This is a genomic window from Pseudomonas sp. GW823-FHT04A03 (assembly GCF_058796615.1).
The window spans coordinates 334,682-361,278 of record NZ_JBXAIV010000005.1 but is presented as its reverse complement, the minus strand read 5'-3'; the positions used below and the strand labels follow the sequence as shown (position 1 = coordinate 361,278).

General features: G+C 54.9%; 21 protein-coding genes and 1 pseudogene. 9 read left to right on the top strand and 13 right to left on the bottom strand.

Translation table 11 applies throughout. The features are described from left to right. Window positions 1-69: 69 nt before the first annotated feature. A complete protein-coding gene (locus AC1Q9F_RS16540; protein ID WP_492620205.1) occupies window positions 70-1,416 on the top strand; it encodes an ATP-binding protein in 1,347 nt (448 codons plus the stop codon). Further along, window positions 1,416-2,381: an O-methyltransferase gene (locus AC1Q9F_RS16535; protein WP_492620206.1), complete on the top strand. Its 966-nt coding sequence runs from the start codon at window positions 1,416-1,418 to the stop codon at window positions 2,379-2,381. The genes AC1Q9F_RS16540 and AC1Q9F_RS16535 overlap by 1 nt, the downstream gene beginning before the upstream one ends. A 109-nt stretch (window positions 2,382-2,490) precedes the next feature. Here the strand turns inward: AC1Q9F_RS16535 and AC1Q9F_RS16530 are convergent, their stop codons facing one another. After that, window positions 2,491-2,724: a helix-turn-helix domain-containing protein gene (locus AC1Q9F_RS16530; protein WP_492620207.1), complete on the bottom strand. Its 234-nt coding sequence runs from the start codon at window positions 2,722-2,724 to the stop codon at window positions 2,491-2,493. Between the two features lie 160 nt (window positions 2,725-2,884). Here AC1Q9F_RS16530 and AC1Q9F_RS16525 point away from each other — a divergent pair, with 160 nt between their 5' ends. Together AC1Q9F_RS16525 and AC1Q9F_RS16520 are read left to right on the top strand one after the other, a co-directional pair. Next, the gene (locus AC1Q9F_RS16525; protein WP_492620208.1) at window positions 2,885-3,805 is read left to right on the top strand and encodes a hypothetical protein; all 921 of its coding nucleotides are present in this window, start codon (window positions 2,885-2,887) and stop codon (window positions 3,803-3,805) included. Window positions 3,806-3,834: 29 nt separating this feature from the next. Continuing rightward, window positions 3,835-4,284, top strand: coding sequence for a hypothetical protein (locus AC1Q9F_RS16520; RefSeq protein WP_492620209.1), 450 nt, complete (start codon window positions 3,835-3,837; stop codon window positions 4,282-4,284). A gap of 396 nt (window positions 4,285-4,680) precedes the next feature. Here the strand turns inward: AC1Q9F_RS16520 and AC1Q9F_RS16515 are convergent, their stop codons facing one another. The 3 genes from AC1Q9F_RS16515 to AC1Q9F_RS16505 are packed head-to-tail and all read right to left on the bottom strand — an operon-like array spanning window position 4,681 to window position 6,633. Beyond that, on the bottom strand, window positions 4,681-4,935 hold the full coding sequence (locus AC1Q9F_RS16515) for a hypothetical protein (RefSeq protein WP_492620210.1): 255 nt from the start codon (window positions 4,933-4,935) through the stop codon (window positions 4,681-4,683). 38 nt (window positions 4,936-4,973) lie between these two features. After that, entirely contained in the window at window positions 4,974-6,278 is a 1,305-nt protein-coding gene (locus AC1Q9F_RS16510) for a hypothetical protein (protein ID WP_492620211.1), read from the bottom strand. Beyond that, window positions 6,259-6,633, bottom strand: coding sequence for a plasmid mobilization protein (locus tag AC1Q9F_RS16505; RefSeq protein ID WP_492620212.1), 375 nt, complete (start codon window positions 6,631-6,633; stop codon window positions 6,259-6,261). The genes AC1Q9F_RS16510 and AC1Q9F_RS16505 overlap by 20 nt, the downstream gene beginning before the upstream one ends. 788 nt (window positions 6,634-7,421) lie before the next feature. Between AC1Q9F_RS16505 and AC1Q9F_RS16500 the strand changes: the two genes are divergently transcribed. Beyond that, the gene (locus tag AC1Q9F_RS16500) at window positions 7,422-7,811 is read left to right on the top strand and encodes a hypothetical protein (RefSeq protein WP_492620213.1); all 390 of its coding nucleotides are present in this window, start codon (window positions 7,422-7,424) and stop codon (window positions 7,809-7,811) included. 415 nt (window positions 7,812-8,226) lie between these two features. Here the strand turns inward: AC1Q9F_RS16500 and AC1Q9F_RS16495 are convergent, their stop codons facing one another. Both AC1Q9F_RS16495 and AC1Q9F_RS16490 read right to left on the bottom strand, forming a co-directional pair. Beyond that, window positions 8,227-9,408: a replication initiation protein gene (locus tag AC1Q9F_RS16495; protein WP_492620214.1), complete on the bottom strand. Its 1,182-nt coding sequence runs from the start codon at window positions 9,406-9,408 to the stop codon at window positions 8,227-8,229. 68 nt (window positions 9,409-9,476) lie between these two features. Next, on the bottom strand, window positions 9,477-11,156 hold the full coding sequence (locus AC1Q9F_RS16490) for a recombinase family protein (RefSeq protein WP_492620215.1): 1,680 nt from the start codon (window positions 11,154-11,156) through the stop codon (window positions 9,477-9,479). Window positions 11,157-11,205: 49 nt separating this feature from the next. On the opposite strand from AC1Q9F_RS16490, the pseudogene AC1Q9F_RS16485 reads away from it, so the two are divergent. Further along, window positions 11,206-12,582: pseudogene (locus tag AC1Q9F_RS16485) on the top strand (YifB family Mg chelatase-like AAA ATPase); the annotation flags it as partial. Window positions 12,583-12,687: 105 nt separating this feature from the next. Here AC1Q9F_RS16485 and AC1Q9F_RS16480 read toward each other — a convergent pair. Both AC1Q9F_RS16480 and AC1Q9F_RS16475 read right to left on the bottom strand, forming a co-directional pair. After that, window positions 12,688-14,664 carry a methyl-accepting chemotaxis protein gene (locus tag AC1Q9F_RS16480; RefSeq protein ID WP_492620216.1) on the bottom strand — a complete coding sequence of 659 codons (1,977 nt, stop codon included), beginning with the start codon at window positions 14,662-14,664 and terminating at the stop codon, window positions 12,688-12,690. A 183-nt stretch (window positions 14,665-14,847) separates the two neighbouring features. Then, window positions 14,848-15,768, bottom strand: coding sequence for a LysR substrate-binding domain-containing protein (locus tag AC1Q9F_RS16475; RefSeq protein ID WP_085746790.1), 921 nt, complete (start codon window positions 15,766-15,768; stop codon window positions 14,848-14,850). A gap of 157 nt (window positions 15,769-15,925) precedes the next feature. Between AC1Q9F_RS16475 and AC1Q9F_RS16470 the strand changes: the two genes are divergently transcribed. Next, window positions 15,926-17,320 (top strand): NorM family multidrug efflux MATE transporter, encoded by a 1,395-nt coding sequence (locus AC1Q9F_RS16470; RefSeq protein WP_492620217.1) that lies wholly within the window; start codon window positions 15,926-15,928, stop codon window positions 17,318-17,320. A 107-nt stretch (window positions 17,321-17,427) separates the two neighbouring features. Here the strand turns inward: AC1Q9F_RS16470 and AC1Q9F_RS16465 are convergent, their stop codons facing one another. Then, entirely contained in the window at window positions 17,428-19,098 is a 1,671-nt protein-coding gene (locus tag AC1Q9F_RS16465) for a putative bifunctional diguanylate cyclase/phosphodiesterase (RefSeq protein ID WP_179693290.1), read from the bottom strand. A gap of 264 nt (window positions 19,099-19,362) precedes the next feature. On the opposite strand from AC1Q9F_RS16465, the gene rep reads away from it, so the two are divergent. Together rep and AC1Q9F_RS16455 are read left to right on the top strand one after the other, a co-directional pair. Further along, window positions 19,363-21,372, top strand: coding sequence for a DNA helicase Rep (gene rep / locus AC1Q9F_RS16460; RefSeq protein ID WP_007954499.1), 2,010 nt, complete (start codon window positions 19,363-19,365; stop codon window positions 21,370-21,372). Window positions 21,373-21,429: 57 nt separating this feature from the next. Further along, complete coding sequence (locus tag AC1Q9F_RS16455; protein WP_007954497.1) at window positions 21,430-22,002, top strand: xanthine phosphoribosyltransferase; 573 nt, start codon at window positions 21,430-21,432, stop codon at window positions 22,000-22,002. 139 nt (window positions 22,003-22,141) lie between these two features. Here the strand turns inward: AC1Q9F_RS16455 and AC1Q9F_RS16450 are convergent, their stop codons facing one another. The 4 genes from AC1Q9F_RS16450 to alr form a co-directional block, all read right to left on the bottom strand. Further along, window positions 22,142-24,064: an acetyl-CoA hydrolase/transferase C-terminal domain-containing protein gene (locus AC1Q9F_RS16450; RefSeq protein WP_492620218.1), complete on the bottom strand. Its 1,923-nt coding sequence runs from the start codon at window positions 24,062-24,064 to the stop codon at window positions 22,142-22,144. A 136-nt stretch (window positions 24,065-24,200) separates the two neighbouring features. Further along, the gene (locus tag AC1Q9F_RS16445) at window positions 24,201-24,617 is read right to left on the bottom strand and encodes a c-type cytochrome (RefSeq protein ID WP_045121730.1); all 417 of its coding nucleotides are present in this window, start codon (window positions 24,615-24,617) and stop codon (window positions 24,201-24,203) included. A 182-nt stretch (window positions 24,618-24,799) separates the two neighbouring features. Continuing rightward, the gene (locus AC1Q9F_RS16440; protein WP_003229444.1) at window positions 24,800-25,348 is read right to left on the bottom strand and encodes a cupin domain-containing protein; all 549 of its coding nucleotides are present in this window, start codon (window positions 25,346-25,348) and stop codon (window positions 24,800-24,802) included. Between the two features lie 88 nt (window positions 25,349-25,436). Continuing rightward, window positions 25,437-26,510: an alanine racemase gene (gene alr / locus AC1Q9F_RS16435; protein ID WP_492620219.1), complete on the bottom strand. Its 1,074-nt coding sequence runs from the start codon at window positions 26,508-26,510 to the stop codon at window positions 25,437-25,439. Window positions 26,511-26,597 lie beyond the last annotated feature (87 nt).

Sequence of the window (26,597 nt, the reverse complement as noted above, 5' to 3'; positions counted from 1 at the left end):
TTGTCGATCGACGGGCTAGTATAAGCGCCATCAAATCGGCATCATCAGACGCATTCTAGGGAGGTATTTATGACGGAAACGGACTCTGAGGTTAGAGAGAACATCAGCGCAGAACCGACTAAGGCTTTCTTCGTAGACATGCTCGTGCGGGACATCCCTCTTGAGCAGGCGGTGCTCGATCTCGTAGACAATTGTGTCGATGGTGCGAAAAGACTGGCTAGTAAGACAGAGCGGCCTTACGAGGGTTGCTATGTTGAAATTACCATCGATCAAAAGCAATTTCGCATTCAGGACAACTGCGGCGGCTTCGATATAGAAACTGCTCGCGAGTATGCTTTTCGGTTTGGTCGGCCAGCCGGAGCGAAAGCGACGGCCCATTCAATCGGCCAATTTGGCGTAGGCATGAAGCGTGCCCTCTTCAAGTTTGGTCGGCACTTCAACGTTCAATCAGCTACTCCGGAGGAATCTTGGGCTGTTGATGTAAACGTCGAGGAATGGGAGGCAGAATCGGGATGGAGTTTCCCGTGGTCAGAATTTAATAGTGACAAAATTTCTACCGATGACCCCGGCACCGATATAAAGGTGACCAATTTGCGGCCTGAGGTTGCGCTGAAATTTGGTACTACCTTTTTTGTAAACTCAATTATAGGACTTATAAAGTCGAAGCATCGTCAATTCATATCGGACGGACTACAGATATCAGTCAACAGCACCCGAATCGATGCGACTAATATCTATCTATTAGTCGGCGATGGATTCGCTCCTGGGACCGATATACTGGAGTTCCCGAGTGATGATGGTGCTCCAGTAGTCGCAAAAATAATTGTAGGTGTCGGCCCATCATCCCCGAAAGAAGCGGGCTGGAACGTGATCTGTAACGGTCGCGTTATTTTGGAAGCTGATAGACGCCCTGTTACTGGTTGGGGTTTGCTCGAAGAAGAAGCAGGTAGAACTCTCATACCTAGCTTCCACAATCAGTTCGCTCGATTCCGTGGCATTGTCTCTTTTGATTCGGATGACTCTTCTAGAATTCCTTGGAACACGACAAAAACCGACGTTGATCAGGACAGCATCGTATGGAGAAAAACTTTCCAGCGCATGCTTGAAATGATGCGACCGGTAATTGACTTTCTGAACGAATTAGATGCAGATATCGACGAAAATACTCGTGAAAAAAGTGCTTTGCTAGATTTCGTGACAAAAGCAACGCCACGGAGACCCGAGTCTTTTTTAATAAAAGCAACTTTCCAAGCGCCTGCGAGAGGATCGATAGTTAAAGGTCCGAAGATGGTAAAAATTCAGTACTCGCGCACAGTTGACGATGTAGATTTCCTCCAAGATGCTCTTGGGCTAGGCTCCGCGAAAGCTGTTGGCGAAGCGTGTTTTGATATAGTTCTGAAGAGGCAGCGTGACTAATGACTGCCAGCTTTCGAAAAATCGACTATTCCTTGCGTCCTGCCAAGTATGCAGAGCGTAAAATGCTTGTTGATGTCTTCCGCCGCCTCACACCTTTTCAACCAATCGAAGACTACAATTACGTCGGATTCGGTTCTGTCTGGTTTTCAGATTTCATATTATTCCATAAGACACTTGGAATAAAAGATATGGTATCAATAGAACAGTCTGACAGTGCCCGCGATAGATTTGAAGAGAATCGACCTTTCCAGATAAGAATAGAATTCGCAAACTCATCCGTAGCATTACCTCGACTTGATTGGACTAAACGTACCATTACTTGGTTAGATTATGACGACACCCTTGTAACGCCCATGCTACAAGATGTAAGGGCTATTGCTTCAAGAGCTGTATCTGGATCTGTTCTAGCGGTATCAGTTCAGTGCATGAAAGCCAAAGCACTAATTGAGTATCATGAAGAGAACGATCCTTCAAAAGCAAGTGCAATTGAACGATTCCGACAAACATTTGGTCGCGAGCGAGTTCCCGATGGCGCGCAGGACGACGATTTAGCAGGTTGGCGTTATGGCGCCTTATGTCGGAAGATATTAGTTACAGAGATTGAGCAGGCTCTTTCGGACAGAAACACCAGCCCAGAAACTGCCATTCAATTTCTTCCTATTTGCGAGATTGAGTATCAGGATGATGCTCGCATGACTACAATAGTAGGGATTTTCGTTTCGCCTGAAGAAATGAATCGCTATGAATCGTGTTCATTCAGCAGAATTGATTTCATTCCTGCGGATAACAAAGCAATCCGAATAGAAATGCCTAAGCTCACAGTTAGAGAGCTTCGTAAGATTGAACAGCAATTACCAAACTTGGATGGGCGGGAGCTTGCTTTGGGGTCTATCCCTGCTTCTGATGCGGAAAAATTTTGCAGAATGTATCGCTACTTCCCCAATTTTTCGGTTATGGAAGCGTAGCGTGTTAGGTAATGTAAAACTACAGCGCGCCCAGGTTATGATGGATCACGACTGAGGGCGCGTAGTTATGCTTTTAAGAATATTAACGCTCACTTTGTAAACTCAAAACTCAGACTTTCTCGATTTCACGAATTATATCGTGAGGGTCGGTTTTCAACCATCTGCAAACCTCTATGAACTCGATCACGTCTAATCGACGCTCACCACGTTCGTACTTTGATACGAATGACTGTGGTTTTTTCAGAAGCTCTGCGAGCTGAAATTGAGTCAGCTTTGCGTTCTTACGCGCCTTCCGCAATAGATCAATTACCAACTGGTAGGAATTCGAATAAATAGACGTCACGAGGAGTCGCCAGAAAATGGGCCGACATCCTTAATAAACCTAAAAAAGGTTTATCCCAAAACGGGTTTTTATGCGATGATTCCGCATGGCCACTACGATCGATTGGCCGTCCACAACCGACCACGGCGCTCCTACGCGCCTTCGCGCATAAGGACCCTGCATGATTAACCTTTGTGGTTTGCCCTTACGAGCTGTTGCCCTGGCAGCGCCCCTAAGCCTCGCCTTGCTCAGTGGTTGTTCCGATGAAGCGAAACCTGCGAGTGATGCTGCAAGTAACTCAGCTCAGCGGATGAAGGATGCGCAGACAGCCGCTAACGATGCGGTAAGAAAGCAACTGGAAGATGAGAATAGACCCCTCTCGGTTACGTTCAGTAACCCCGGAATGGGGACGTTGGACGAGTATCTGAACGCTCGGAATTCGATGATTCCCTTTTATTTCTATAATGCGAAGCGAAATTGGAATGAGAGCGCTGACGAGATAGCGGAGTCCGTTCAAGATCCGATCAAAACTCAGAGCGATAGCCCAGAATTCTACCGTCTTGCGCTGGAGCGTATCTCGACACCGGACGCTTTCAAAAAGCGCGAACTGACTGAAAAGCTTCATGCACTAACGCTGACCGACGCAGCCAGATTCAAGAATAAAAGTCTTATTCAGTTCACGTCCGACGAATGGATTAAATTGCCGCTCAGTAATTATGACTTTGAAAGAAAGGGATTCTCAATCGATAGCTGCCTGCTTTCTGACAAGCTTGAATATACAGAAGATGAAGAGCGCGATCCCACGTTATTAGCTAAAGCAGAAAAGATCCGCTGTTATATGAATCCGGGGCCTAACAATTACTACTTAGGATTCACCGGCGGATCTAGTATTTTTTTTGAAGTTTCTGATGAAGTGTTGGCAAAAAAAATTGAGGCAACGCGTGAAACTATACAAATTTCAATTTTTGGATACGTCAAAGAGATTCAGCGGGAGAAACTAGGTGGAAATCTAGGCCCGCAACGGTACGTGTTGATTGCCCCACAGAGAATTGATGTCGTTGATACAAAAAACCATATGACATTGTTAACAAAGTCGCTCTGATTTTAACTCTTTAAACTGTTGGAGGCATCATGGCGTTGATAATTCTGGATGGACTGGTCGAGGAGCTTGGGCTCGCGTCTTATGTCAACGGTGAACGTGTGCTGTCGTTTGTAAAAATAAACGGCAAGCGCATTAAGAACGTTAGCTGCGATGATTACATAAGGTCTTTTTTAAAGATTGGATCGAAGTTGAGGCTGGCACTCGTTCGAAGACTGTTTGGGACTCATATTCTTTATGCGGTTCAGCTTGAAAGTGGCGAAGTTGTCAACAGAAGCAGAGCATGGCCAATATTTATGGTTTGCATGTTTGGACTCGCCATTTCTTTGCTGTTGAGCCCTTTCTTTGTGGTGGCGTTAAAAATTACACACTCGATATTAACTTCATTGATTATATTTATTTTGATTGGGCTCGGCTCAGCATATTTAATATTAAAAGATCACTTTAAGGCGCGACTGGCGTTTGGTAGGCCCTTAAGCTAATAGTCTCAAACTTCATCAAGCCCGTTGATGCTTCAAGATCCAAACTAAGAAAAAGGTAAATCAATTGAAAGATACCAAGACGCTGCTGGTGATCACCTCTCTGAGCTTGGCAATATTTTCTTTGGCTGGTTGTTCTAGTCACCCGATCAGCGCCGCACAAGCGTATGCCGCTGCCGATGAGCCTGACCCGGCGAACAAAGCCATCGCTACCGACCTCCGTAACAAAATGGCTGCACGTGCTCGATAGCTCTTACAGTAATCCGTGAAGTGCATGGCCCTGTCTTATAGACGGGGCCTTTATGTGATCGAAAGGATTACCTCAATTACCCATTTCCAAGCTTTCACTGCGAGTTGTGATCAGATTTCAGCCATTAAAAGTTTTTGAAAACTCTAACATCAAGGATGAGTTGGAAATATAGTTGGGGTTGTTTTACGAACGTCCGAATGAGAGGCTTCTCCAGGCCCAAAATTGTGGTTAACTCCAATTGTCTCTAATGGGGGTAGCTCCTTGTAAGAGTCCAGTAGCACAGCTTCTGCGATGAGCCTAAACGACTCTCGTAGCTCTAGCATGAGTTTCAGTTGTCGCTCAAAAATATCATCAACGGTCTTAACGTATTCAGCGACATCAAATTCCAGCGAATTATTTTTCATGATTAAACCTTTTTATTATTATATTGAAATTAAAACTGCTAGGTCAAAGAATAACCGCTTCCATCTTTCTTCTTTGTATTCTCTATTTGACGCAGTTTATTGGTTAGGAGCCCAAATTCAGATCGCTTTTTATTAACTATTCTGTCAGCTTCAAAATCGCCGCTATCCATACTTCCACCTCCGCTGCTTCCAATGTCGGCGGGTGTCGACGGAATTAAAAAATAATCTGAAGAGGAAGCTATTGCCGGAGAGCTAGACCGCAAGTCATGATATTTATCGTTGGTTACTTTATTGCCACCACTATGAACAGAAACATTGCGAGGCAGATTGTCGAAATGGCTACGTTCAAGATCAGACATATTTTTGATAGCTGTGCGTGTTTTAGGCTGATCTGGCTGTAACGGTTTATTGCCTTCTTCGTCTCTAACAGTTGCGAGTATTTTCTTGAAGCGCTTTTCGACAAACGCTCTACGTTCGCTGACTGCTTGTTTATATCTTGCAGCAACCTTAGGTTTTGTAAGGTACGCTTCTCGATCAATGATTTTTCTTTCTGTATTCTCAAACTGAGCACTGCTAGTGAATCCTGCGTCATATAGGGCACCTTTGAATTTAAATGCTTTTTCGCTCCCAGGCGGCTTCATTGAGACGTAATCTCTACCAACACGTGTAATCTCAAATCCGGCTTTTCTTGATAAGTCCAGTAGTCCTGCTCGGCTTTCGATAACTCCATCTATAACTGCTCGTGTGAAGATGTCGTGCAGCTTTTCCCGGGTGTATTTCTCGCCATCTGGCAACCAATCAGGGCTGTGGATCGCTCTAGCTCTTAGGGGGGATCGAGGGTCATCAAGACCGTATTTCACATTCACCAAATCAACGAAGGCGTCCATTTGTTGGAATTTCTTCTTACCCGGTGGCGCCGGGTTCCAAGCTCGATCGGTCTCGTAATTGCGGCGCGGGGTTACGTAATGCAACTCCAGGCGATCGAGGTGCATTTGGGCAACAATCAGAATGTGACGGTGTTCTTCCTTGATGCCCGCGAAGAGCATGTCCTTGAAACGTGAGGTGATATCATAAACAGCTTCGTGAAAATGCGTTCCCTCAAGGGTATGCAGACGCGCGGTATCAGCTTCCGTGAATGACAGGACCCCGCTCGTGTACTTGTGAACATATGGAAGAGCGTCAATCATCCTGACCATCGTCTGCGGATCGCCCTCGATGACCTCCGGCAGCGGGTCTCGCTGATACCACTCTTCGAGCTGCCTGTCATACGCCTTATCGTCCAAGAAGTAGTCAACGGGGCCTGCGCCGGCGCCGGTGCCGTATTTACTGAAGCCGTGTAGCATCTACAGGCTCCCCAAATATGGTACGACTGAGCTTCAGCATTTCGCTTTCGATCGTAGACAGCCCCTGAAGAATGAAAGCAGTCTCAGATGCGCCCTTGTGATAATTGCAGTGCTTCGCGATCATGTTTAGCTGCGAGCCAAGCTTATTTAAGGCAGCCGTAAGCTTCAAAATTTCTGTAGTTTTTTCCGGTTTTGACGAAACCGTAATTCTAATCTTTGAGTTCAGTGCGCCCTGTATCAGCAGCTGAGAGAGGGACATATATGCCTCCCTCGCCTTTTCCTTCAATGCCTGCTTCAGCTCAGACGTTACTCGGATCTCAATTCGTTCAGACGTATTGCAGCTATCAATTTTCATGGCTCACCCATTGTTATTATTTTTATAGAGGGCAGGGAAGTCCCCGTTTTATAAGGGTCCTAGGGTGAAACCCTAGCAAGGCATCATGGTCCCGTACGCAGTACGGGCCGTGAGTAGCCTTGTTCCCAGCTCGATCCCTACATGCATTATATCAGGAAAAACAGCGTAAATAGTTACAGGCTATTGTCAATGACATTGACATAGGCGGAAGCTATCGAATACCGGCTTCTGGATATTGATAATTTATTGGGCATATCGAAAAACGAATCCTATAGTTCAACTAGCGGATAAGCCGTTATAGAGATTAATGGATAAGTTTATGTCAGAAAAAATTCTACTTTTTAAGCCGAGAGAGCGATTGCACGATTCAAATCGCGGGAAAGCTTTAATCCGACCGTTGATAGCGATCTATATGCGCGGTATGAAAGCTGGGGCGTCTGGGGTATCGCATCTAGAAGATATTATATTTTGGGATAACGGACATGACTTCCCAGAGCATCGGCGCGTTTTTTTTGCGGGATTCCACGACGGGAATATAGAACGTTGGTCTTCCAAGTGATTGCTAACTAATCTTGCCTTGACGTCGATAAGGAAAAAATTACCGACGGTGTCGAATTAACCCAAGTTGGATCCGCATAACCGGCATAGGTGCTTTTTCTAGAGATGGAAAAATTTAGGAATTTTCAATTCCGAAGATTTTTGCATCAATCTGGTATGTGGATTATGTATTAGTGGTGGCAGTTAAAGTCTGGTGCTGTAAGCTATTAAAAATCATAGGAGAGTTGTAGATGAATGAGATGAATGAGATGGATGTGGATGTAAGAATCAACAAGTTAAAGGCTAGGCATGTATTGGGTGATTTGAGTGTTCCTGATCTCGCCGCTACGGCAGCAATTGACGCTATGGATCCTTCTGAGTTACAGACAGTGCTGGATCGACAAACTGCTCTTAAACGAACGGTTAAATGTGGGGCACTTCTTGCGGGGTATGCAATAGCGCGTATTGAAGCCGATGATTCTTTTGTTGCGTCAGATCAAGCAATCACTAACTTATTCGAATCATTCATTGAACGGTCCGGCTTGAGCGATACACAATTCGCCAGCGCTTTGGTTTACTCTGACGCCAAAGATATTGTCGGGCATTATGTTGCGTCAATGGCTTTCAATTCAGGTCGTTAGCTCAAGGGGTTTACATTTTTGGAGGCTGAAAGTCTAATAATCGGGTCGGGTGAATTTTGTTACAACCTCTAATTTCATGCGAATTGCTGTTAGAGAGCCTCCAGATCACTTTTAAGAAGAGTTTTATAGAAAGAGCCATCTATGCTGACATGTGTGTCAAAACACCTCACAATGGATTGTGGGGCATTTTAGAATGGTTTTTTTGATAGCTGTTACGTGCATACAACCGAATACTCACCTTCACCCTCAATAGGTCGAATAGAGTGTTAGTAATGAGTCCCTACACAGCTAAGATCAAGAGCTACCCCCCCCTAAAGGCACTGTTATCTGATAAGGCTTCGCTTTGTGCCACATATGAGAGTCGTTATCATTTATAGGGGCGAAAATTATCGGCTCTTTTTGGCTGGTGAAACTCTCAGAGACAGATCGGATGCACCTCTTCGTCAAGATCGCTTGAGAATGTGTGATGTAGGTTCGCCGTCGGAGCAATAGCAATCGGTAGGTTCCAACTCGGTGTTGGGTACTCGGGGTTGATCCCCAAAAATCCTATTTTGACTTGCTTTGTCTGAATCGGTGCCTCCAGCACAGGGTTCGAGCCAGCTGATTCAGAGAGGGCCAATTTTTTCTTGTCCCGATACCACTGACTACGGCTTATACCCTGCTCGATCCAGGGTTGAGCAGCTGAGACCCCTTTACCATTTCTCTTGCCTAGCTGCCGCATGTGCTCATTAAAACCGTCACCAGCATCAGCCAAGCGCTTCTGAGCGCTAGCCCTACCGCCCTTGGCACCTCGTTCCGCTTGCATTCGAGAAAACTCAGCCGCGCTTTTAGCGGTGTACTTTGACCATGTCCATCGCGCTACCGACTTTACGATATGACTCAGCTCTTTAGGTAAAAGGGGATCGGGAAAGTCGTTGTAAGCTTCGGCTTTTGAAATTAATAGGCGCTGCCACTCATTGAACGATGCTGACTGACGATGTTCGATGACAGTTCGATAAGCGTAGGATCGAATACGGTTAAACATCTGGCAATTGCGCCCAATGCCTTGCGCTTTAGCTTTTTCTAGGGTGACGCGGCGCATTACATTTTTAGACGGGCCGCTGAGATCCAATTTTTCATTCAACTCACCCAATGTGTAAAGCTCTGATCTTAGGTCGATCAGATTCCAGTGAGAATTCAGCGGGTTTTTGCTGATGAGATTTGTGTAGAGCGCATCAGCACCAAATGCTCGAATTAACGCCGCTTCAATAGCAGCGGCATAGTTTAAAGCCGATCGGCTCGCATGATCACCTTTCGCTACCGGTGTTTTTAATCCAAAGAAAGCATGCGCATGGCCATTCTCCCGATTTTCGACTAGGAAATTGGGTTGGGGGATTTCACCTTCAAGTATTTTAGTCATTGTAAGACTGCCTATAATTGGCATGTCGATGTCAAGTACTATCCAGTAAAGCGCATGAGGTGGATTGAATTGTATGTAGCGCTTTTTAATTGCTGATCGCAGCGGCCTTATAACTAAACCATGTTGACGATCATCCGTGCAATAAGGGGCGCGAGGTAGTCTTTCTTCGTTAAACGATTGCAGTTTTAGATTTTCCATTTGGTTTTTGTACCCTTTTACCTCTAGGTTATTGTTAGTCGGTGTGGCAACTTATCTTAAATTGACAATTACAGTGACCAATCGATTTTGAAGTTCTTATGATCAACATCTTCGATTGGAGTTGGTTCGCCTACGAAACCATCGCTATATGTTCTTGTGTAAAAATTGTAGCGCCCCGTGAAAGGTAGTATTGCTTCCTTTCGGTTGAATCTTATATTCTCAGAAAACCCTTTCTCATGAAAGAAAATAAACATGCTGCTGTACTCTTCGCCGAAGTTCCTGCTAATGAGTACTTCGATCTTTTGAATAGATAGCAAGGAGTTGAATTTCAATCTGCCTTCTTCGCTATCTAACAGCTCGTGAAGTTCTTTGCGGGTAATCTCATTCTTTATTACATCGGACGCCTCTAGGTTTTCAAGCTGCCCCAAAAGCAAGTTAAATTCTTCCTCTAGTTTTGACAGCTGACCTTCGATCTTTGTCATAAGTGACATCAAGGTTTTGGGGATTTCCCCATTGTTTTTTTCGATATCACTAGAAATCCTAAGGAGGGACGCATTTTTGCTAATCCTTTCTTGATTTACCGCTGACAACTTATTTTTCAGCTCCTGGGAGTTGGAGCTTGAAAGTAATTTTTCTACTCCATAATTCTTGAAAAACAGAAGAAATGGCTCAAGCACGTGCCGATAAGGAATTATCACTTTTTTGCCACTTGGGCATGCGTTCACCAAGCTTTTATGACAAATAAGATACATGTACTCCTTTCCTTTTCTCTTCATAAAGCTCTGATGAAGATAGGAGTCGCAGTCGAGACACTTAATCAGTCCTTTGAATACGTTACGGAAGCCTTTTGGGGTGCGTCCTCTTGTGGCGTAAATCTCTTTGTTTTTCTCTAGAGATGCCTGCACTTTGTAAAATTCGCTTTTCTCAATTACCGGAGGAAAATACCCCTCAATCTCTTCATATGTTTGGTTTTTTTCCAAGGTTCCGCTTAGTGATTTTGTTTTGAAAGCCTCAAAGCTACCGTAAACTGACTTCGAGCTTAAGAGGTGCCTTATAGCAATGAGTGTCCATCTCTTTTCGGCCCCCTCGCTGTTAATTTTTGTCGCTATCGCCTGCGCTCCAAGCTTATATGAGGCAAGCTCAAATGCCCGTCTAACCTCTTTTGCCCTCTCTTCAATTACTACTATTTTCGTAGTGCCGTTATCTTCGATAGTTCTTAACCAGTACGGAAGTTTTCTCGTCATCACGGCTTTTCCGCTTCGAGCTTCTTCGTGCTTACGTGACCACGCTGAAATAGATCTGCGTTGTTTGGTTAAACTTTCGTCATGCGCCCGACTAATAATGAAATTTATCTGAAAAATTAGATTCGCATGATCTTCGTCTTGAGCGTTGTAAACTCGCTGGTCAGCAAGAGTAAAAATGACAACGCCAGCGTTCAGGATGGAGGCAAGAATTGAGATCGTATCTAGCTCTTTTTGTCGGGAGATTCGGTCAAGTGATTCAACGATAAGAGTGTCTCCAGTCCCAATTTCGCCTTTTTTTACACGATCAAGAAATCTGCTCAATTGCCCGGCTTTTACGTTTTTTCCTCGAAATGCCGACACCCCCAAATCGTTGAATTGCTCAACGACCTCGGCGTTGTTTTTTTCAAGGTAATCATTGATCAGCCTTTGCTGCCGCTCGATAGAGTCCCCATGCTCCTGTTTTTTCGAGCTGAATCGGACGTAGCAAAAAACTTTTTTCTTCATGAACGCCTATCTCAAAAGTCGATAATCTAGTTTGAGAATACAACATCTAAGCGCAGTGAAGGAGAGCAAGGACCGGGTGCGCAGTGCGATCATCAATTCCGGGCTGCAGTTTCCGGCGCGGCGGATCACGTTGAATCTGGCGCCGGCGGATTTGCCCAAGGATGGGGGGCGGTTCGATCTGGCGATTGCGCTGGGGATCCTGTCGGCGAGTGTGCAGGTGCCGACGTTGACGCTCGATGATGTGGAATGCCTCGGCGAGCTGGCGTTATCCGGCGCAGTGCGAGCGGTGCGTGGGGTGTTGCCAGCGGCACTGGCGGCGCGCAAGGCCGGGCGGACGCTGGTGGTGCCGCGGGCGAATGCCGAGGAGGCTTGTCTGGCGTCCGGACTGAGGGTGATTGCGGTGGATCATCTGCTAGAGGCCGTGGCGCATTTCAATGGACATACACCGGTCGAACCTTATGTCTCGGACGGGTTGATCCATGCCGCGAAACCCTATCCCGACCTGAATGAAGTCCAGGGCCAACTGGCCGCCAAACGGGCGCTGCTGATTGCCGCCGCCGGTGCCCACAACCTGCTGTTCAGCGGGCCACCGGGAACGGGCAAGACGTTGCTGGCCAGTCGATTACCGGGGTTGCTGCCACCGCTGGCCGAGAGCGAAGCGCTGGAAGTGGCCGCGATTCAATCGGTTGCCAGCGGCGCACCGTTGACGCACTGGCCGCAGCGCCCGTTTCGCCAACCACATCACTCGGCCTCCGGGCCGGCACTGGTCGGTGGCAGCTCAAAACCGCAACCCGGCGAAATCACCCTCGCCCATCACGGCGTGCTGTTCCTCGATGAACTGCCCGAGTTTGATCGCAAGGTGCTCGAGGTTCTGCGCGAACCGCTGGAATCCGGCTGCATCGTGATCGCCCGAGCCAAGGAACGGGTGCGGTTTCCCGCGAGATTCCAGCTGGTGGCGGCGATGAATCCCTGTCCCTGTGGATATCTTGGCGAACCGAGCGGCAAGTGCTCATGCACGCCGGACATGGTGCAGCGCTATCGCAACAAACTGTCGGGGCCGTTGCTGGACCGGATCGATTTGCACCTGACGGTGGCGCGGGAGGCGACAGCGTTGAACCCTGCGGTAAAACCGGGAGAGGACAGCGCCAGCGCGGCCACCTTGGTCGCAGAGGCCCGCGAGCGTCAGCAAAAACGCCAGGGTTGCGCCAATGCATTTCTCGATTTGCCGGGACTGAAGAAGCACTGCAAGTTATCCACAGCCGATGAAACCTGGCTGGAGACGGCATGCGAAAGACTGACCTTGTCGCTGCGCTCGGCGCACCGGCTGCTCAAGGTCGCGCGGACGTTGGCGGATCTGGAGAAGCGCGCGGATATCAGTCGCGAACATCTGGCCGAAGCGTTGCAATATCGGCCGGCGACTCAGTAAGTGCCGAGATTGTGGTGGGCCCAAACGCAAGCAGGCTCGCTCTCACAGGTCCAACAAAAACCCTGTGAGAGCGAGCTTGCTCGCGATAGCTGTTTCAGAGAGACCTCAACGGAAGCGGTCGACCTCTTGGCGCAGGTCGGCTGCCAAGCCCTCCAGCTCCTTGGCGGTGATTGCCAGGTTCGACACCACTTCGCGCTGCTCGCTGTTGGCCATCGCGATGCTCTGCAGGTTGCTGCTCAACAGCGTCGCGGTGCTGCTCTGTTCCTGGGTCGCGGTGGTGATCGCCGCAAACTGCTGACCCGCCGAACGGCTCTGCTCATCGATCCGCGCCAGCGCCGACGCCACGTTGGCGTTACGCGACAGGCCTTCCTGCATCAGCACGTTGCCTTGTTCCATGGTGCTGATGGCGTTGCCGGTTTCCTGCTGGATGCTGTGGATCATGCCGGAGATTTCATCGGTCGCCTGACGAGTGCGAGAGGCCAGATTACGTACTTCGTCGGCCACCACGGCAAACCCGCGACCTTGCTCACCGGCACGGGCCGCTTCGATGGCCGCATTGAGCGCCAGCAGGTTGGTCTGTTCGGCAATCGAGGTGATCACGCTGACGATGCCGCCGATTTCCTGGGAGCGCTGACCGAGCGTGTTGATCACAGTCGCGGTGGTGTTCAGCGCGCCAGCAATCTGCTCCAGCGAGGAAGACGCTTCTTCCATCGACGTGCGACCGATCTGGGTCTGCTGGGCGTTTTCCTGGGCCAGACGCTGGGTGTTGCCCATGTTGTCGGCAATGTTCAGCGACGTAGCGGAGAACTCTTCAACCGCGCCGGCCATGCTGGTGATTTCGCCAGACTGTTGCTCCATGCCTTCATACGCGCCACCGGACAGCCCGGACAGGGCTTGAGCCCGACGGTTGACCTCTTCCGAGGCGCGGCGAATGTGCTCGACCATGGTCGACAGGGCCTGGCTCATCTGGTTGAACGCGCGAGCCAACTGGCCGATCTCGTCATTGCTCGACACGCTCAGACGCACACTCAGATCACCGGCGCCCAAGGCTTCGGCCTGACGCACCAGATCACCCAGCGGCGCCAGTTTGCTGCGCAGCAACCAGACCACGGAGCCGACCGCCAGCAACATCGCCAGCAGACTGCCGATGGCCAGCTGAGTGCCGACGCTCCAGGTCACCGCGCGGATCTCGGCCTTCGGCATGCTCGCCACCACCGACCACGGGCCGCCTTCGAACGGCACGGCGATGCTGTAGAAGTCTTCGGACTTGTCGCTCCAGAACTGTCCTTTACCCGGCGCTTTCGCCAGGCCATTGATCACTGGAACCGCTTGATCCAGCGCCTGCACGCCGGCCGGCGCCACCAGCCACTGGTTCTTTTCGTCCAGCAGCGCCAGCGAGCCGGTCTGGCCGATGCGGAAGCGCTTGAGATTGGCGAACTGGGCGTTCTGCGCATCGGTGTAATCGAAACCGACGAACAACACCGCGATCACCTTGCCGCCGCTGTCACGCACCGGGGTGTACTGAGTCATGTAGGAGCGATCGAACAGCAAGGCGCGACCGACGTAACCCTGCCCCGCCATCAATTTCGCATAGGCCGGGTGGGCGTGGTCGAGCACGGTGCCGATGGCGCGGGTGCCGTCTTGTTTGCTCAGAGAGGTGCTGACGCGAATAAAGTCTTCGCCGCTACGCACGAACAGCGTGGCAACACCCGCCGTCATCTGCTTGAACTCGTCGACTTCCTTGAAGTTGTTGTTCAACACTTCGCTGCCCAGGTGCAGGCCCGGAGTCTGGGTGCCCGCGACATTGACCGGCTCGCTCGGGTGAATGCTCAGGCCCGCGCTGAAGCGCTTCTCGAACAACCCGCTCAGGCGCTGGGTGCTTTCACGCAGCGTGCCGTGAAAAGTGCTCAGCTGATCGGCGAGCAGGCGTGCCTCGCTGGCCAGGTGTTCTTCACGGGTGGCGAGGTTGGCGGTGTCCAGCGAACGCAGGGCGAACACCGTACTGCCGCTGATGACTATCGCCAGTATCACGGCGAGCGCGAGGCCCAGCTGCGAGGCGATCCGAGCGCGAGGTTGAGACATGGACAGCTCCTGGCCGAGCCACGGGATCCTCCTTGATCCCGACTCGGAAATTTTCTAATAGTGGGGGTGAATCGTGGAGACCGGCACGACGGTTCCACATGCACGTATTCGGCGGTAAAACCGAATACTTGAGCGATCAGCAGGGGTATAGCGAAAGGCCGGCATTGTGCAGGCTCGAACGTTTCAGCTCAAGCGCGTGACCGCCGGCAGCGCCATGGCGCGGACTTCGCCTTGCAGGAAGTCGCTGAGGCGGCGCAAACGTTCACCTCCTGGACGGGTCTTTGGCCACACCAGGTAATAATTCAGTCCGCTGGCGACCGCCGTCGGCCACGGCAGACTCAGGCGTCCCTGGGCAACGTCTTCGGCCACCATCAGCAGATCGCCCATGGAAACCCCATAGCCCCGAGCCGCCGCAATCATCCCGAGTTCCAGGGTATCGAACACCTGCCCGCCCTTGAGCGATACCTGATCCGACAGCCCCATGTGTTCCAGCCAGCTGCGCCAGTCGCGGCGATCCGGCGTCGGGTGCAGCAGCTCGGCGCTGGCCAGCCGCGCCACGTCCCACGGCTGATCGTTGAGCAGGTTCGGCGCGCCGACCGGAATCAGCTCTTCTGGAAACAGCAGGCTGGCTTCCCAGTCCGGCGGGAAATGCCCGTCACTGAGCAACACCGCGCAATCGAACGGTTCGTTGTTGAAATCCACCGAGTCCACGTCCATCCAGGCGCTGGTCAGTTGTACCTCGTTGCCTGGCTGCAGATGGCGGAAGCGACTGAGCCGCGCCAGCAACCAGCGCATCGTCAGGGTCGACGGGGCTTTCATGCGCAGGATGTCATCTTCGGCGCGCAAGGTATTGCAGGCCCGTTCCAGCGCGGCAAAGCCATCACGGATGCCCGGCAGCAGCAAGCGTGCCGACTCGGTCAGTTGCAGGTTGCGCCCACTGCGATGGAACAAGCGGCAGGCGAAGTGCTCTTCCAGCGTACGGATATGTCGGCTAACCGCACTTTGAGTGATCGACAATTCCTCGGCGGCCCGGGTGAACGAACTGTGGCGTGCCGCCGCTTCGAATGCGCGCAGGGCATACAAGGGTGGAAGACGACGGGACATGCACAACGCTCCAATGGCGGGATTGAGCCAACTTAGCAGAATCGCGGCAGGATGAGTTTTAATCATGCCACCCATCCTTTTTATCCCTTTGTGCAACCCGCGCCAAACCCTGAGAATCGACGGTCACTTGCTCTCTCTTTTATAAGGATGTGAAAACATGCAGCGTCCTGTGCGTACCGAACTCTGGGCCATCCTGCGGCTGGCGGGGCCGTTGATCGCCTCGCAGTTGGCGCACATGTTGATGGTGCTGACCGACACCCTGATGATGGCCCGCCTCAGCCCCGAAGCGCTGGCCGGTGGCGGTCTGGGCGCAGCGAGTTATTCGTTCGTGTCGATCTTCTGCATCGGCGTGATCGCGGCGGTCGGCACCCTGGTGGCGATTCGTCAGGGCGCCGGCGACATCATCGGCGCCGCCCGCCTGACTCAGGCCGGGCTGTGGCTGGCGTGGCTGATGGCGCTCGGTGCCGGTTTGCTGTTGTGGAATCTGAAACCGGTGTTGCTGCTGTTCGGCCAGACCGAGACCAACGTCAACGCCGCCGGGCAATTTCTGATCGCCTTGCCGTTCGCCCTGCCCGGATACCTGAGCTTCATGGCCCTGCGCGGTTTCACCAGCGCCATCGGCCGGGCAACACCGGTGATGGTCATCAGCCTCGCCGGCACGGTGGCCAACTTCCTGCTCAATTACGCGCTGATCACCGGCATGTTCGGCCTGCCGAAACTCGGGCTGACCGGTATCGGCCTGGTCACGGCGATTGTCGCCAACTGCATGGCACTGGCGCTGGCATGGCACATTCGCCGGCATCCGGCCTACGACGCGTACCCGTTGCGCGAAGGCCTGTCGCGGCCGAACCGGCAGTACCTCAAAGAACTCTGGCGTTTGGGCCTGCCGATCGGCGGCGCCTACGCAGTGGAAGTCGGGCTGTTCGCCTTCGCGGCGCTGTGCATGGGCACCATGGGCAGCACGCAACTGGCGGCGCACCAGATCGCCCTGCAAATCGTCTCGGTGGCATTCATGGTTCCGGCGGGGATGTCGTATGCGATCACCATGCGCGTCGGCCAGCATTACGGCGCCGGGCAATTGAGCGATGCGCGGATGTCCGGGCGGGTCGGCATCGTCTTCGGTGCAGTGGTAATGCTGGGGTTTGCGATGGTGTTCTGGCTGCTGCCGAATCAACTGGTCGGTTTGTTCCTCGACCATAACGACCCGGCGTTTGCCGAGGTGATTCGTTTGGCGGTGAGCCTGCTCGCCGTGGCAGCGTGGTTCGAGCTGTTCGACGGCACGCAGACGATTGCCATGGGCTGTATTCGGGGACTCAAGGATGCCAAGACCACGTTTCTGGTCGGGCTCGGTTGCTACTGGCTGATCGGTGCGCCGGCGGCGTGGCTGATGGCGTTCCATCTGCACTGGGGGCCGACCGGCGTCTGGTGGGGTCTGGCGCTGGGGCTGGCCTGTGCGGCGGTGAGCCTGACGCTGGCGTTCGAATGGAAGATGAAGCGAATGATTCGACTCGAACCGCAAGCTCAAGGCTTCAAGATCGCTCAGCCCGAGTGAGTTTCACTGTGGGAGCGAGCTTGCTCGCGATAAGGGTGTGTCAGTGACTAATCGTTCGACTGATACTCCGCCATCGCGAGCAAGCTCGCTCCCACAGGGTCTTGAGGCTAAACCACGATTCCCAGCGGAGGCTGACTGGCATCAGCCACCAGGTAATCAACCAGTTCCGTCAACGGCAACGGCTTGCTGATCAGGTAACCCTGCACCTGATCGCAGCCGAACCCGCGAAGCAGATCCAGTTGCTCCCGCGTTTCCACCCCCTCGGCCACCACTTCCAGGTGCAGGTTATGCGCGAGGTTGATCATCGCGTGCACCAGTTTGCGGTTCTCTTCGCGTTGTTCCATGCCACCGACGAAGCTCTTGTCGATCTTCAGCAAGGTGATCGGCAGGCTATTGAGGTGCACAAACGACGAGAACCCGGTGCCGAAATCATCCAGCGAGAAACGCACGCCGAGGCGACCGAGAGCGTCCATGGTCTGCTTGACCAGATCACTGCGGCGCATCACGGCGGTTTCGGTGAGTTCGAATTCCAGCCACTGCGCCTCGACACCGCGCTCGGCGATCAAACGGCTGAGCGTCGGCAACAACTGACTGTCCTGAAACTGGCGGAACGACAGGTTGATCGCCATGTGCAGCGCCGGCAGACCGCGCTCGCGCAATGCCTGCATGTCACGCAGGGCCCGGGAAATCACCCAGTAACCCAGCGGCACGATCAGACCGCTCTGCTCGGCCAGCGGCACGAACTCACTCGGTGGCAACAGGCCGCGCTCACTGTGGCGCCAGCGCACCAGCGCTTCGAGGCCGACGATCTGGCCGTCCTGCAGGTTCAGGCGCGGCTGGTAATGCAGCTCCAGCTCATCGCGACGCAAGGCCCGGCGCAGCTCGCTTTCGAGGTCGGCCATGCTTCGCGCGTTGCGGTTGATTCGTTCGTTGAAGATGTGAAAGGTGCAGCCCTGAGTGCTCTTGGCCTGCTGCATGGCGATGTGCGCGTGCCACATCAGCGGATCGGCGCCGCCCTGGGCCCGGGCATGGGCGATACCGAGGCTGGAGCCGATCAACAGGCTTTCGCCGTCGACCCAGTAGGGTTCGGCCAAGGCTTCGGTGATCCGTTCGGCCATCCACTCGGCCCGTTGCGGGGCGCGGCGGGTGTCGATCAGCAGGGCGAACTCATCGCTGCCGAGGCGCGCCAGTTGATCGCCGACTTCCAGCTGGCTTTTCAGCCTTGCGACGACTTGCAGGATCAGGCGATCGCCGGCCTGGTGGCCGAGGGCGTCGTTGGCGTGGCGAAAGTTGTCGAGATCAAGGTGCCCGAGGGCCAGGCCGCGGCCGTCATTTTCGGCGAGGCGCGCCGTGAGCAGGGTCTGGAAGCCCTGACGGTTGGCGATGCCGGTCAGCGGATCCTGCTCGGCCAGACGTTGCAGGGTGTTTTCCAGCACGCCGCGTTCGCGTACATGGCGCAGGCAACGCCGGAGCATGCCGGCATCGAGGGCATCGAATACCAGCCAGTCGCTGACGCCATCGGGTGCGGTTGCCGGCTCGTGTTCCAGAAGCAATACCGTCGGCAGGCTGCAACGGCCGGGCGCCGGCTGCAACGCGGGAACGGTCAACAACACCGCGTGGCGGTTGTCTTCGAACAGACTGCTGACCGACTCCCAGTTCGGCGCGCTGATCAGCACCGCCGCACTCCCCAACGGAGCCAGACACTCGCGCAATAACGCTGTCCACGCTGGCTCTTCGGCCAGTAGCAGCAAACGCAAGGGTTCGACAGGCGTAGTCAAGCTGACTCCCTAGACTCTGCAATGATGTGGGCGGCGGGCATTATGCCGTTGCGGCTACCAATGACCAAACGACAACGGTTATCAAAACGTTATTTTGTGTCACGAATGAGAACATTAGCCGCAAAATCACCGCGCATCCTGCGTGAAAGTAACAAAACCGGCAAATTTGAATCGCGTGCTGCGTCACAAGTCGGAGAGAGCAGCACAAATCGCTGAGCCTGTTAAAATGCCGGCCCATTTCGTCAACGACTCCCGAATTTTCGTATGTCCCGACTCAATCCCCGGCAGCAAGAAGCCGTGAACTACGTCGGCGGCCCTCTATTGGTGCTCGCCGGTGCTGGCTCCGGCAAGACCAGCGTGATCACGCGCAAGATTGCGCACCTGATCCAGAACTGCGGCATCCGTGCCCAGTACATCGTCGCCATGACCTTCACCAACAAGGCCGCGCGCGAGATGAAGGAACGGGTCGGCACCCTGCTGCGTGCCGGCGAAGGCCGCGGCCTGACGGTCTGCACCTTCCACAACCTGGGCCTGAACATCATCCGCAAGGAACATGAACGGCTGGGCTACAAACCCGGTTTCTCGATCTTCGACGAAACCGACGTCAAGTCGCTGATGACCGACATCATGCAGAAGGAATACGCAGGCGACGACGGCGTCGACGAGATCAAGAACATGATCGGCGCCTGGAAAAACGACCTGATCCTGCCGGCCCAGGCCCTGGAAAACGCCCGCAACCCCAAGGAACAGACCGCCGCCATCGTCTACACCCACTACCAGCGCACGCTCAAGGCGTTCAACGCGGTGGACTTCGACGACCTGATCCTGCTGCCGGTGAAACTCTTCGAAGAGCACGCCGACATCCTCGAAAAGTGGCAGAACAAGGTGCGTTACCTGCTGGTGGACGAATACCAGGACACCAACGCCAGCCAGTATTTGCTGGTGAAAATGCTCATCGGCAAGCGCAACCAGTTCACCGTGGTGGGTGACGACGACCAGTCGATCTACGCCTGGCGCGGCGCGCGGCCGGAAAACCTGATGCTGCTCAAGGACGACTATCCGTCCCTGAAAGTGGTGATGCTGGAGCAGAACTACCGCTCCACCAGCCGCATCCTGCGCTGTGCCAACGTCCTGATCTCGAACAACCCCCACGAATTCGAGAAGCAGCTGTGGAGTGAGATGGGCCACGGCGACGAGATCCGCGTGATCCGCTGCCGCAACGAGGACGCCGAAGCCGAGCGCGTGGCCATGGAAATCCTCAGCCTGCACTTGCGCACCGACCGCCCGTACAGCGATTTCGCGATCCTCTATCGCGGCAACTACCAGGCCAAGCTGATCGAGCTGAAACTGCAGCACCACCAGGTGCCGTACCGTTTGAGCGGCGGCAACAGCTTCTTCGGCCGTCAGGAAGTGAAAGACCTGATGGCCTACTTCCGCCTGATCGTGAACCCGGACGACGACAACGCCTTCCTGCGGGTGATCAACGTGCCGCGCCGGGAAATCGGCTCGACGACCCTGGAAAAACTCGGCAACTACGCCACCGAACGCAAGATCTCGATGTACGCCGCCACCGACGAACTCGGTCTGGGCGAACATCTGGACAGCCGCTTCACCGATCGCCTGTCGCGCTTCAAGCGCTTCATGGACAAGGTGCGCGAGCAGTGCGCCGGCGAAGACCCGATCTCCGCCCTGCGCAGCATGGTCATGGACATCGACTACGAGAACTGGCTGCGCACCAACAGTTCCAGCGACAAGGCTGCGGACTACCGGATGAGCAACGTCTGGTTCCTGATCGAAGCCTTGAAGAACACCCTGGAAAAAGACGAAGACGGCGAAATGACCGTCGAGGACGCCATCGGCAAACTCGTCCTGCGTGACATGCTGGAACGTCAGCAGGAAGAGGAAGACGGCGCCGAAGGCGTGCAGATGATGACCCTGCATGCGTCCAAGGGTCTGGAATTCCCCTACGTGTTCATCATGGGCATGGAAGAGGAAATCCTCCCGCACCGTTCCAGCATCGAAGCCGACACCATCGAAGAAGAACGCCGCCTGGCCTACGTGGGCATCACCCGCGCGCGCCAGACCCTCGCGTTTACCTTCGCCGCCAAGCGCAAACAGTACGGCGAGATCATCGACTGCGCGCCAAGCCGCTTCCTCGATGAACTGCCGCCGGACGACCTGGCCTGGGAAGGCAACGACGACACACCGACCGAAGTCAAAGCCGTGCGGGGCAACAGCGCATTGGCTGATATACGCGCGATGTTAAAGCGCTAGAATTGACCACTTTTTACTAGACCTTCGGCGCACCAAGCGCCAAATGAGGACAGCTTCATGGAAGCATTGCACCAGAAAATCCGCGAACTAGGCATCGTGCTTTCCGACCAGGTCCTGAAGGTCGACGCCTTCCTGAACCACCAGATCGACCCGGCCCTGATGAAGCTGATCGGCGACGAATTCGCCACGCTGTTCAAGGATTCCGGCATCACCAAGATCGTCACCATCGAAGCCTCGGGCATCGCCCCGGCGATCATGACCGGTCTGAACCTCGGCGTGCCGGTGATCTTCGCCCGCAAGCAACAGTCCCTGACCCTGACTGAAAACCTGCTGTCGGCGACCGTCTACTCGTTCACCAAGAAGACCGAAAGCACCGTGGCCATATCCCCGCGCCACCTGACCAGCAGCGACCGCGTGCTGATCATCGACGACTTCCTGGCCAACGGTAAGGCGTCCCAGGCGCTGATCTCGATCATCAAGCAGGCCGGCGCCACCGTCGCGGGCCTGGGCATCGTGATCGAGAAATCGTTCCAGGGCGGCCGTGCGGAGCTGGATTCGCAGGGTTACCGCGTCGAGTCGCTGGCTCGCGTGAAGTCGCTGAAGGATGGCGTGGTTACTTTCATCGAGTAATCGCTGAAAGGCGCAAGCTTGCCGCAATAACTGTGGGAGCGAGCTTGCTCGCGAATGCGTCAGTTCAGTCTCCATCTTCGGTGTCTGACTAACCGCTATCGCGAGCAAGCTCGCTCCCACAGTGGTTTTGTGCCGGGAGTTATTGCACGGTAGCTTTGAGGCCGGTGAGGAGCAAACGCTGAAACAGGTCCTCCTTCAGACCTTCCGGATCGGTGAGCTGCATGCGCGCCAGATGCTCCGGATACAGCGAAGCCTCAGGCGCGTCCAGCGCTGCCTTGCCCAGCTCCAGAATCTCGGTCAGCTTGAATTTGCTCTTCAGCCAGTTCAGCGCTCGCAACAGATCCTTCTCGACCTCAGTGAAATCACAGCCCAGCGGATACTCCGGAAACAGGTTCGGATGCCGCGCGGCAATCGCCTGCAAGCGTTGCGGGGTGTTGTCGGTAAAGCGCGGATCGAGACGGAAATCCTTCGGCAGCTTGCCGACTTTTTGCGCCTGTTCGATCAGGCCCTGCTGGAAGCGTGAGTCGCTGATGTTCAACAGCGCCTCTATCACCACCGCATCCGACTTGCCGCGCAGATCGGCGATGCCGTACTCAGTCACCACGATATCGCGCAGGTGCCGTGGAATGGTGCAGTGGCCGTACTCCCAGACAATGTTCGAACTGACATCGCCACCGGACTCGCGCCAGCTGCGCAGCAGCAGGATCGAGCGCGCATCGTGCAGCGCATGGCCCTGGGCAACGAAGTTGTACTGCCCGCCGACGCCGCTGAGCACCCGCCCGTCTTCCAGTTGATCCGCCACCCCGGCACCCAGCAGGGTCATGGTGAACACGGTGTTGATGAATCGCGCATCCAGACGCTGCAGGCGCTTGAGTTCTTCCTGACCGTACAGCTCGTTGATGTAGCTGATGCGGGTCATGTTGAATTCAAGGCGTTTGCTCAGCGGTAACTCACGCAAGCGCTCATAAAAACTGCGCGGCCCGAGGAAGAAACCGCCGTGGATCGACAGGCCATCGGTTTGCGCCGCCTCGTCGAGAGTCCCGGCGTTGGCCTGCTCCTGGGTCTGCACATCCGGGTAAACCTTGCGCCGGATGATCCCGGCTTCGGCCAGCACCAGCAGGCCGTTGACGAACATTTCGCTGCAACCGTACAGGCCTTTGGCGAATGGCTCGATGCCGCCCTCGCGTTCGATCAACTGCGCCCACTGGCTGAGGTTCACATCGGCCAGCAGGTCCTGGTATCCGGCGTTGTCGGCCTGACGCGCCAGCAACGCGGCGGTCAGCGCATCGCCCATCGAGCCGATGCCGATCTGCAAGGTGCCGCCATCGCGTACCAAGGTACTGGCGTGCAATCCGATGAAGTGATCCTGAAAGCCGACTGGCATGTTCGGCGTGGAAAACAGTGTGCTGCTGTCCTTCTCGTCGATCAACAGGTCGAAGGTGTCGATGTCGACTTCGGCATCGCCCGGCATGTACGGCAACTCCGTGTGCACCTGGCCGACCAGCAGAATGGTCTCCCCCGCTGCCCGGCGTTTGGCGATCATCGGGAACAGGTCGAGAGTGATGTCCGGGTTGCAGCTCAGGCTCAGACGGTCCGGGTGTTCGCTGCTGCTGGCGAGCAACTGCGCCACCAGGTTCAGGCCGGCGGCGTTGATGTCACGGGCGGCGTGGCTGTAGTTGCTGCTGACGTAATCCTGCTGGGCCGGCGCGCTGTTGAGCAGACTGCCGGGCTGCATGAAGAATTGCTCGATTCGGATGTTGGACGGCAGGCTGTCGCGGTGCAGGTCGGCGAGAAATTCCAGCTCCGGGTAATCACCGAACACCCGCTCGACAAAGGGTTCGATGAAGCGCTTCTGCAAACCATCGCCCAGGGCCGGACGGCCGAGGCACAGGGCGGTGTAGATCGTCAGTTGCCGTTCGGGCAATCCGGCAACCCGCCGGTACAGCGCGTTGACGAAGGGATTGGGTTTGCCCAGCCCCAGCGGCAGGCCCATGTGGATGTGCGCCGGCAACCGCGCCAGCACGTCGTCCACTGCCTGTTCGATCGAACACAACTGCACCATCTGAAGCCTCCTGCCCGTTCCGTGAATAGAGGTACGACCGAGATTGCCGGTTGTTTGCTGCAAAGAACAGCCTCAGGCCCAAATCGCGGGCACAAAAAAACCGTCCGGAGACGGTTTTTTTCGTCAGAAGCGCGGCTTATTTCAGGCCGGACATCTTCTGGATCGCGCCCTTCAGCTCGTCATCCGAGCAATCGGCGCAGGTGCCTTTCGGCGGCATGGCGTTGATGCCGGTGATGGCCTTGGCCAGGATGCCGTCGAGGCCGCCCTGGTGATCGGCGCGCTCTTTCCAGGCTGCCGCGTCACCGATTTTCGGTGCGCCCAACAGGCCGGAGCCGTGGCAAGCGTTGCAATGTTTGGCAATCACTTCGTCCGGCGTCTTGGCGCCGCCACCGCCGCCTGCCGAAGCAGCGACTTCCATCCCCTTGCACTCTTGCCCTTGAACACACACCTGGCCGACGGGCTCGAGGCGTTTGGCAATGTCGTCATTCGTCGCAGCTTGAGCGCTGACAGCCCAGAGGGCCAGTACGGTTGCTGGTGCAGCCAGCATTTTCATAATTAGGTTCACGCGTTCACCCTCAATGGTGGCTATTCACGCCTGCGGCCACGGTTCGCAGGCGGGCGCAAGTATAGCGGTTAGCCCGCGTCACTGAAACAACCCCAAAGTCGAAGGGGTTATATCGCGCTGTGGAAAAACGTTTCGGGTGCCTTCGCCGGTATGGCCTGGCGCCTCTTTGTTTAAAAATTCGCCGGCGTGGCTGCGCTGATTAGTCGCGCCGGTGCATCGAACGGATTACGGAAACGATGCGGCTTGGTACTTTCAAAGTAGTAGCTGTCGCCGGCTTCGAGGATAAAAGTTTCAAGACCCACCACCAGCTCCAGGCGGCCTTCCACCAGAATCCCGGTTTCCTCGCCTTCGTGGGTGAGCATTTCTTCACCGGTGTCGGCGCCCGGCGGGTAGATTTCATTGAGGAACGCGATGGCCCGGCTCGGGTGCGCGCGGCCGACCAGTTTCATGGTCACGGCGCCGTCGGAAATGTCGATCAGCTCGTTGGCCTTGTAGACGATCTGGGTCGGTTTTTCCTGCAGGATCTCTTCGGAAAAGAACTCGACCATGGACATGGGAATCCCGCCCAGAACTTTCCTCAGCGAACTGATCGAAGGGCTGACGCTGTTCTTTTCGATCATCGAAATGGTGCTGTTGGTGACGCCCGCGCGCTTGGCGAGTTCACGCTGGGAAAGCCCTTTGAGCTTGCGGATCGATTGCAGTCGTTCACCGACGTCCAAGGCTGGAGCCTCCTGATGCTGTAGAAATATTGAGCGTTATCATGGCGACAGCGTTCAGTATTTACAACACTTGGGCCCCGCTTGCGCTTCAACCCTCGGAATAGAGCCTTGGCACCCGGCGCAGGTTGCAGAAGATCTGGTACGGAATGGTGTCCGCCCACTTCGCCACGTCGCTGGCGAGGATGTTCTTGCCCCACAACTCGACGGTCGAACCGAGGCCGGCTTGCGGCACGTCAGTCAGGTCGATGCACAGCATGTCCATCGACACCCGGCCAAGAATGCGGCTGCGCTGGCCGGCCACCAGCACCGGGGTGCCGGTCGGGGCCTGACGCGGGTAACCGTCGGCGTAACCCATGGCGACCACGCCGATGCGCATCGGTTTGTCGGTGATGAATTTCGCGCCGTAACCCACCGGCTCGCCGGCCGGCAGTTCGCGCACGCTGATGACTTTCGACTCCAGCGTCATCACCGGTTGCAGGCGCTCGGCCACGGCGTTGGCTTCTTCGAACGGGGTGGCGCCGTAGAGCATGATGCCCGGGCGCACCCAGTCGCTGTGAATCTGCGGCCAGCCCAGCACCGCCGGCGAGTTGCGCAGGCTGACTTCGGCGGCCAGGCCCTGACGCGCGGCTTCGAATACCGCGACCTGATCGGCGCTGCTCTGCTCGTGCAGCTCATCGGCCCGGGCGAAGTGGCTCATCAGCACGACTTTCGCCACGTTGCCGCTGGCCAGCAAACGCTGGTAAGCCGCCGGGTAATCCTTCGGATGCAGGCCCACACGGTGCATGCCCGAATCGAGCTTCAGCCACACGGTGATCGGTTTGCTCAACGCCGCCTGCTCGATCGCTTCGAGCTGCCACAGCGAATGCACCACACACCAGAAATCGTGCTCGACGATCAGCGCCAGCTCGTCGGCCTCGAAAAAGCCTTCGAGCAACAGCACCGACGCGCGGATGCCGGCGGCACGCAGCTCCAGGGCTTCTTCGATACACGCCACCGCGAAGCCGTCCGCTTCAGCCTCCAGCGCCTGGGCGCAACGCACTGCGCCATGGCCGTAGGCATCGGCCTTGATCACCGCCAGTGCCTTGGCACCGGTGACTTCACGGGCGATACGGTAGTTGTGACGCAGGGCTTGAAGGTCGATCAGGGCACGGGCAGGACGCATGGCAGCAGACTTCTTGGCGGTCATGGGAATAAAAACCGGCGCTGGCTGACGGCGTGAACCGCCAACAGCACCGGGAGAGGGATCTTT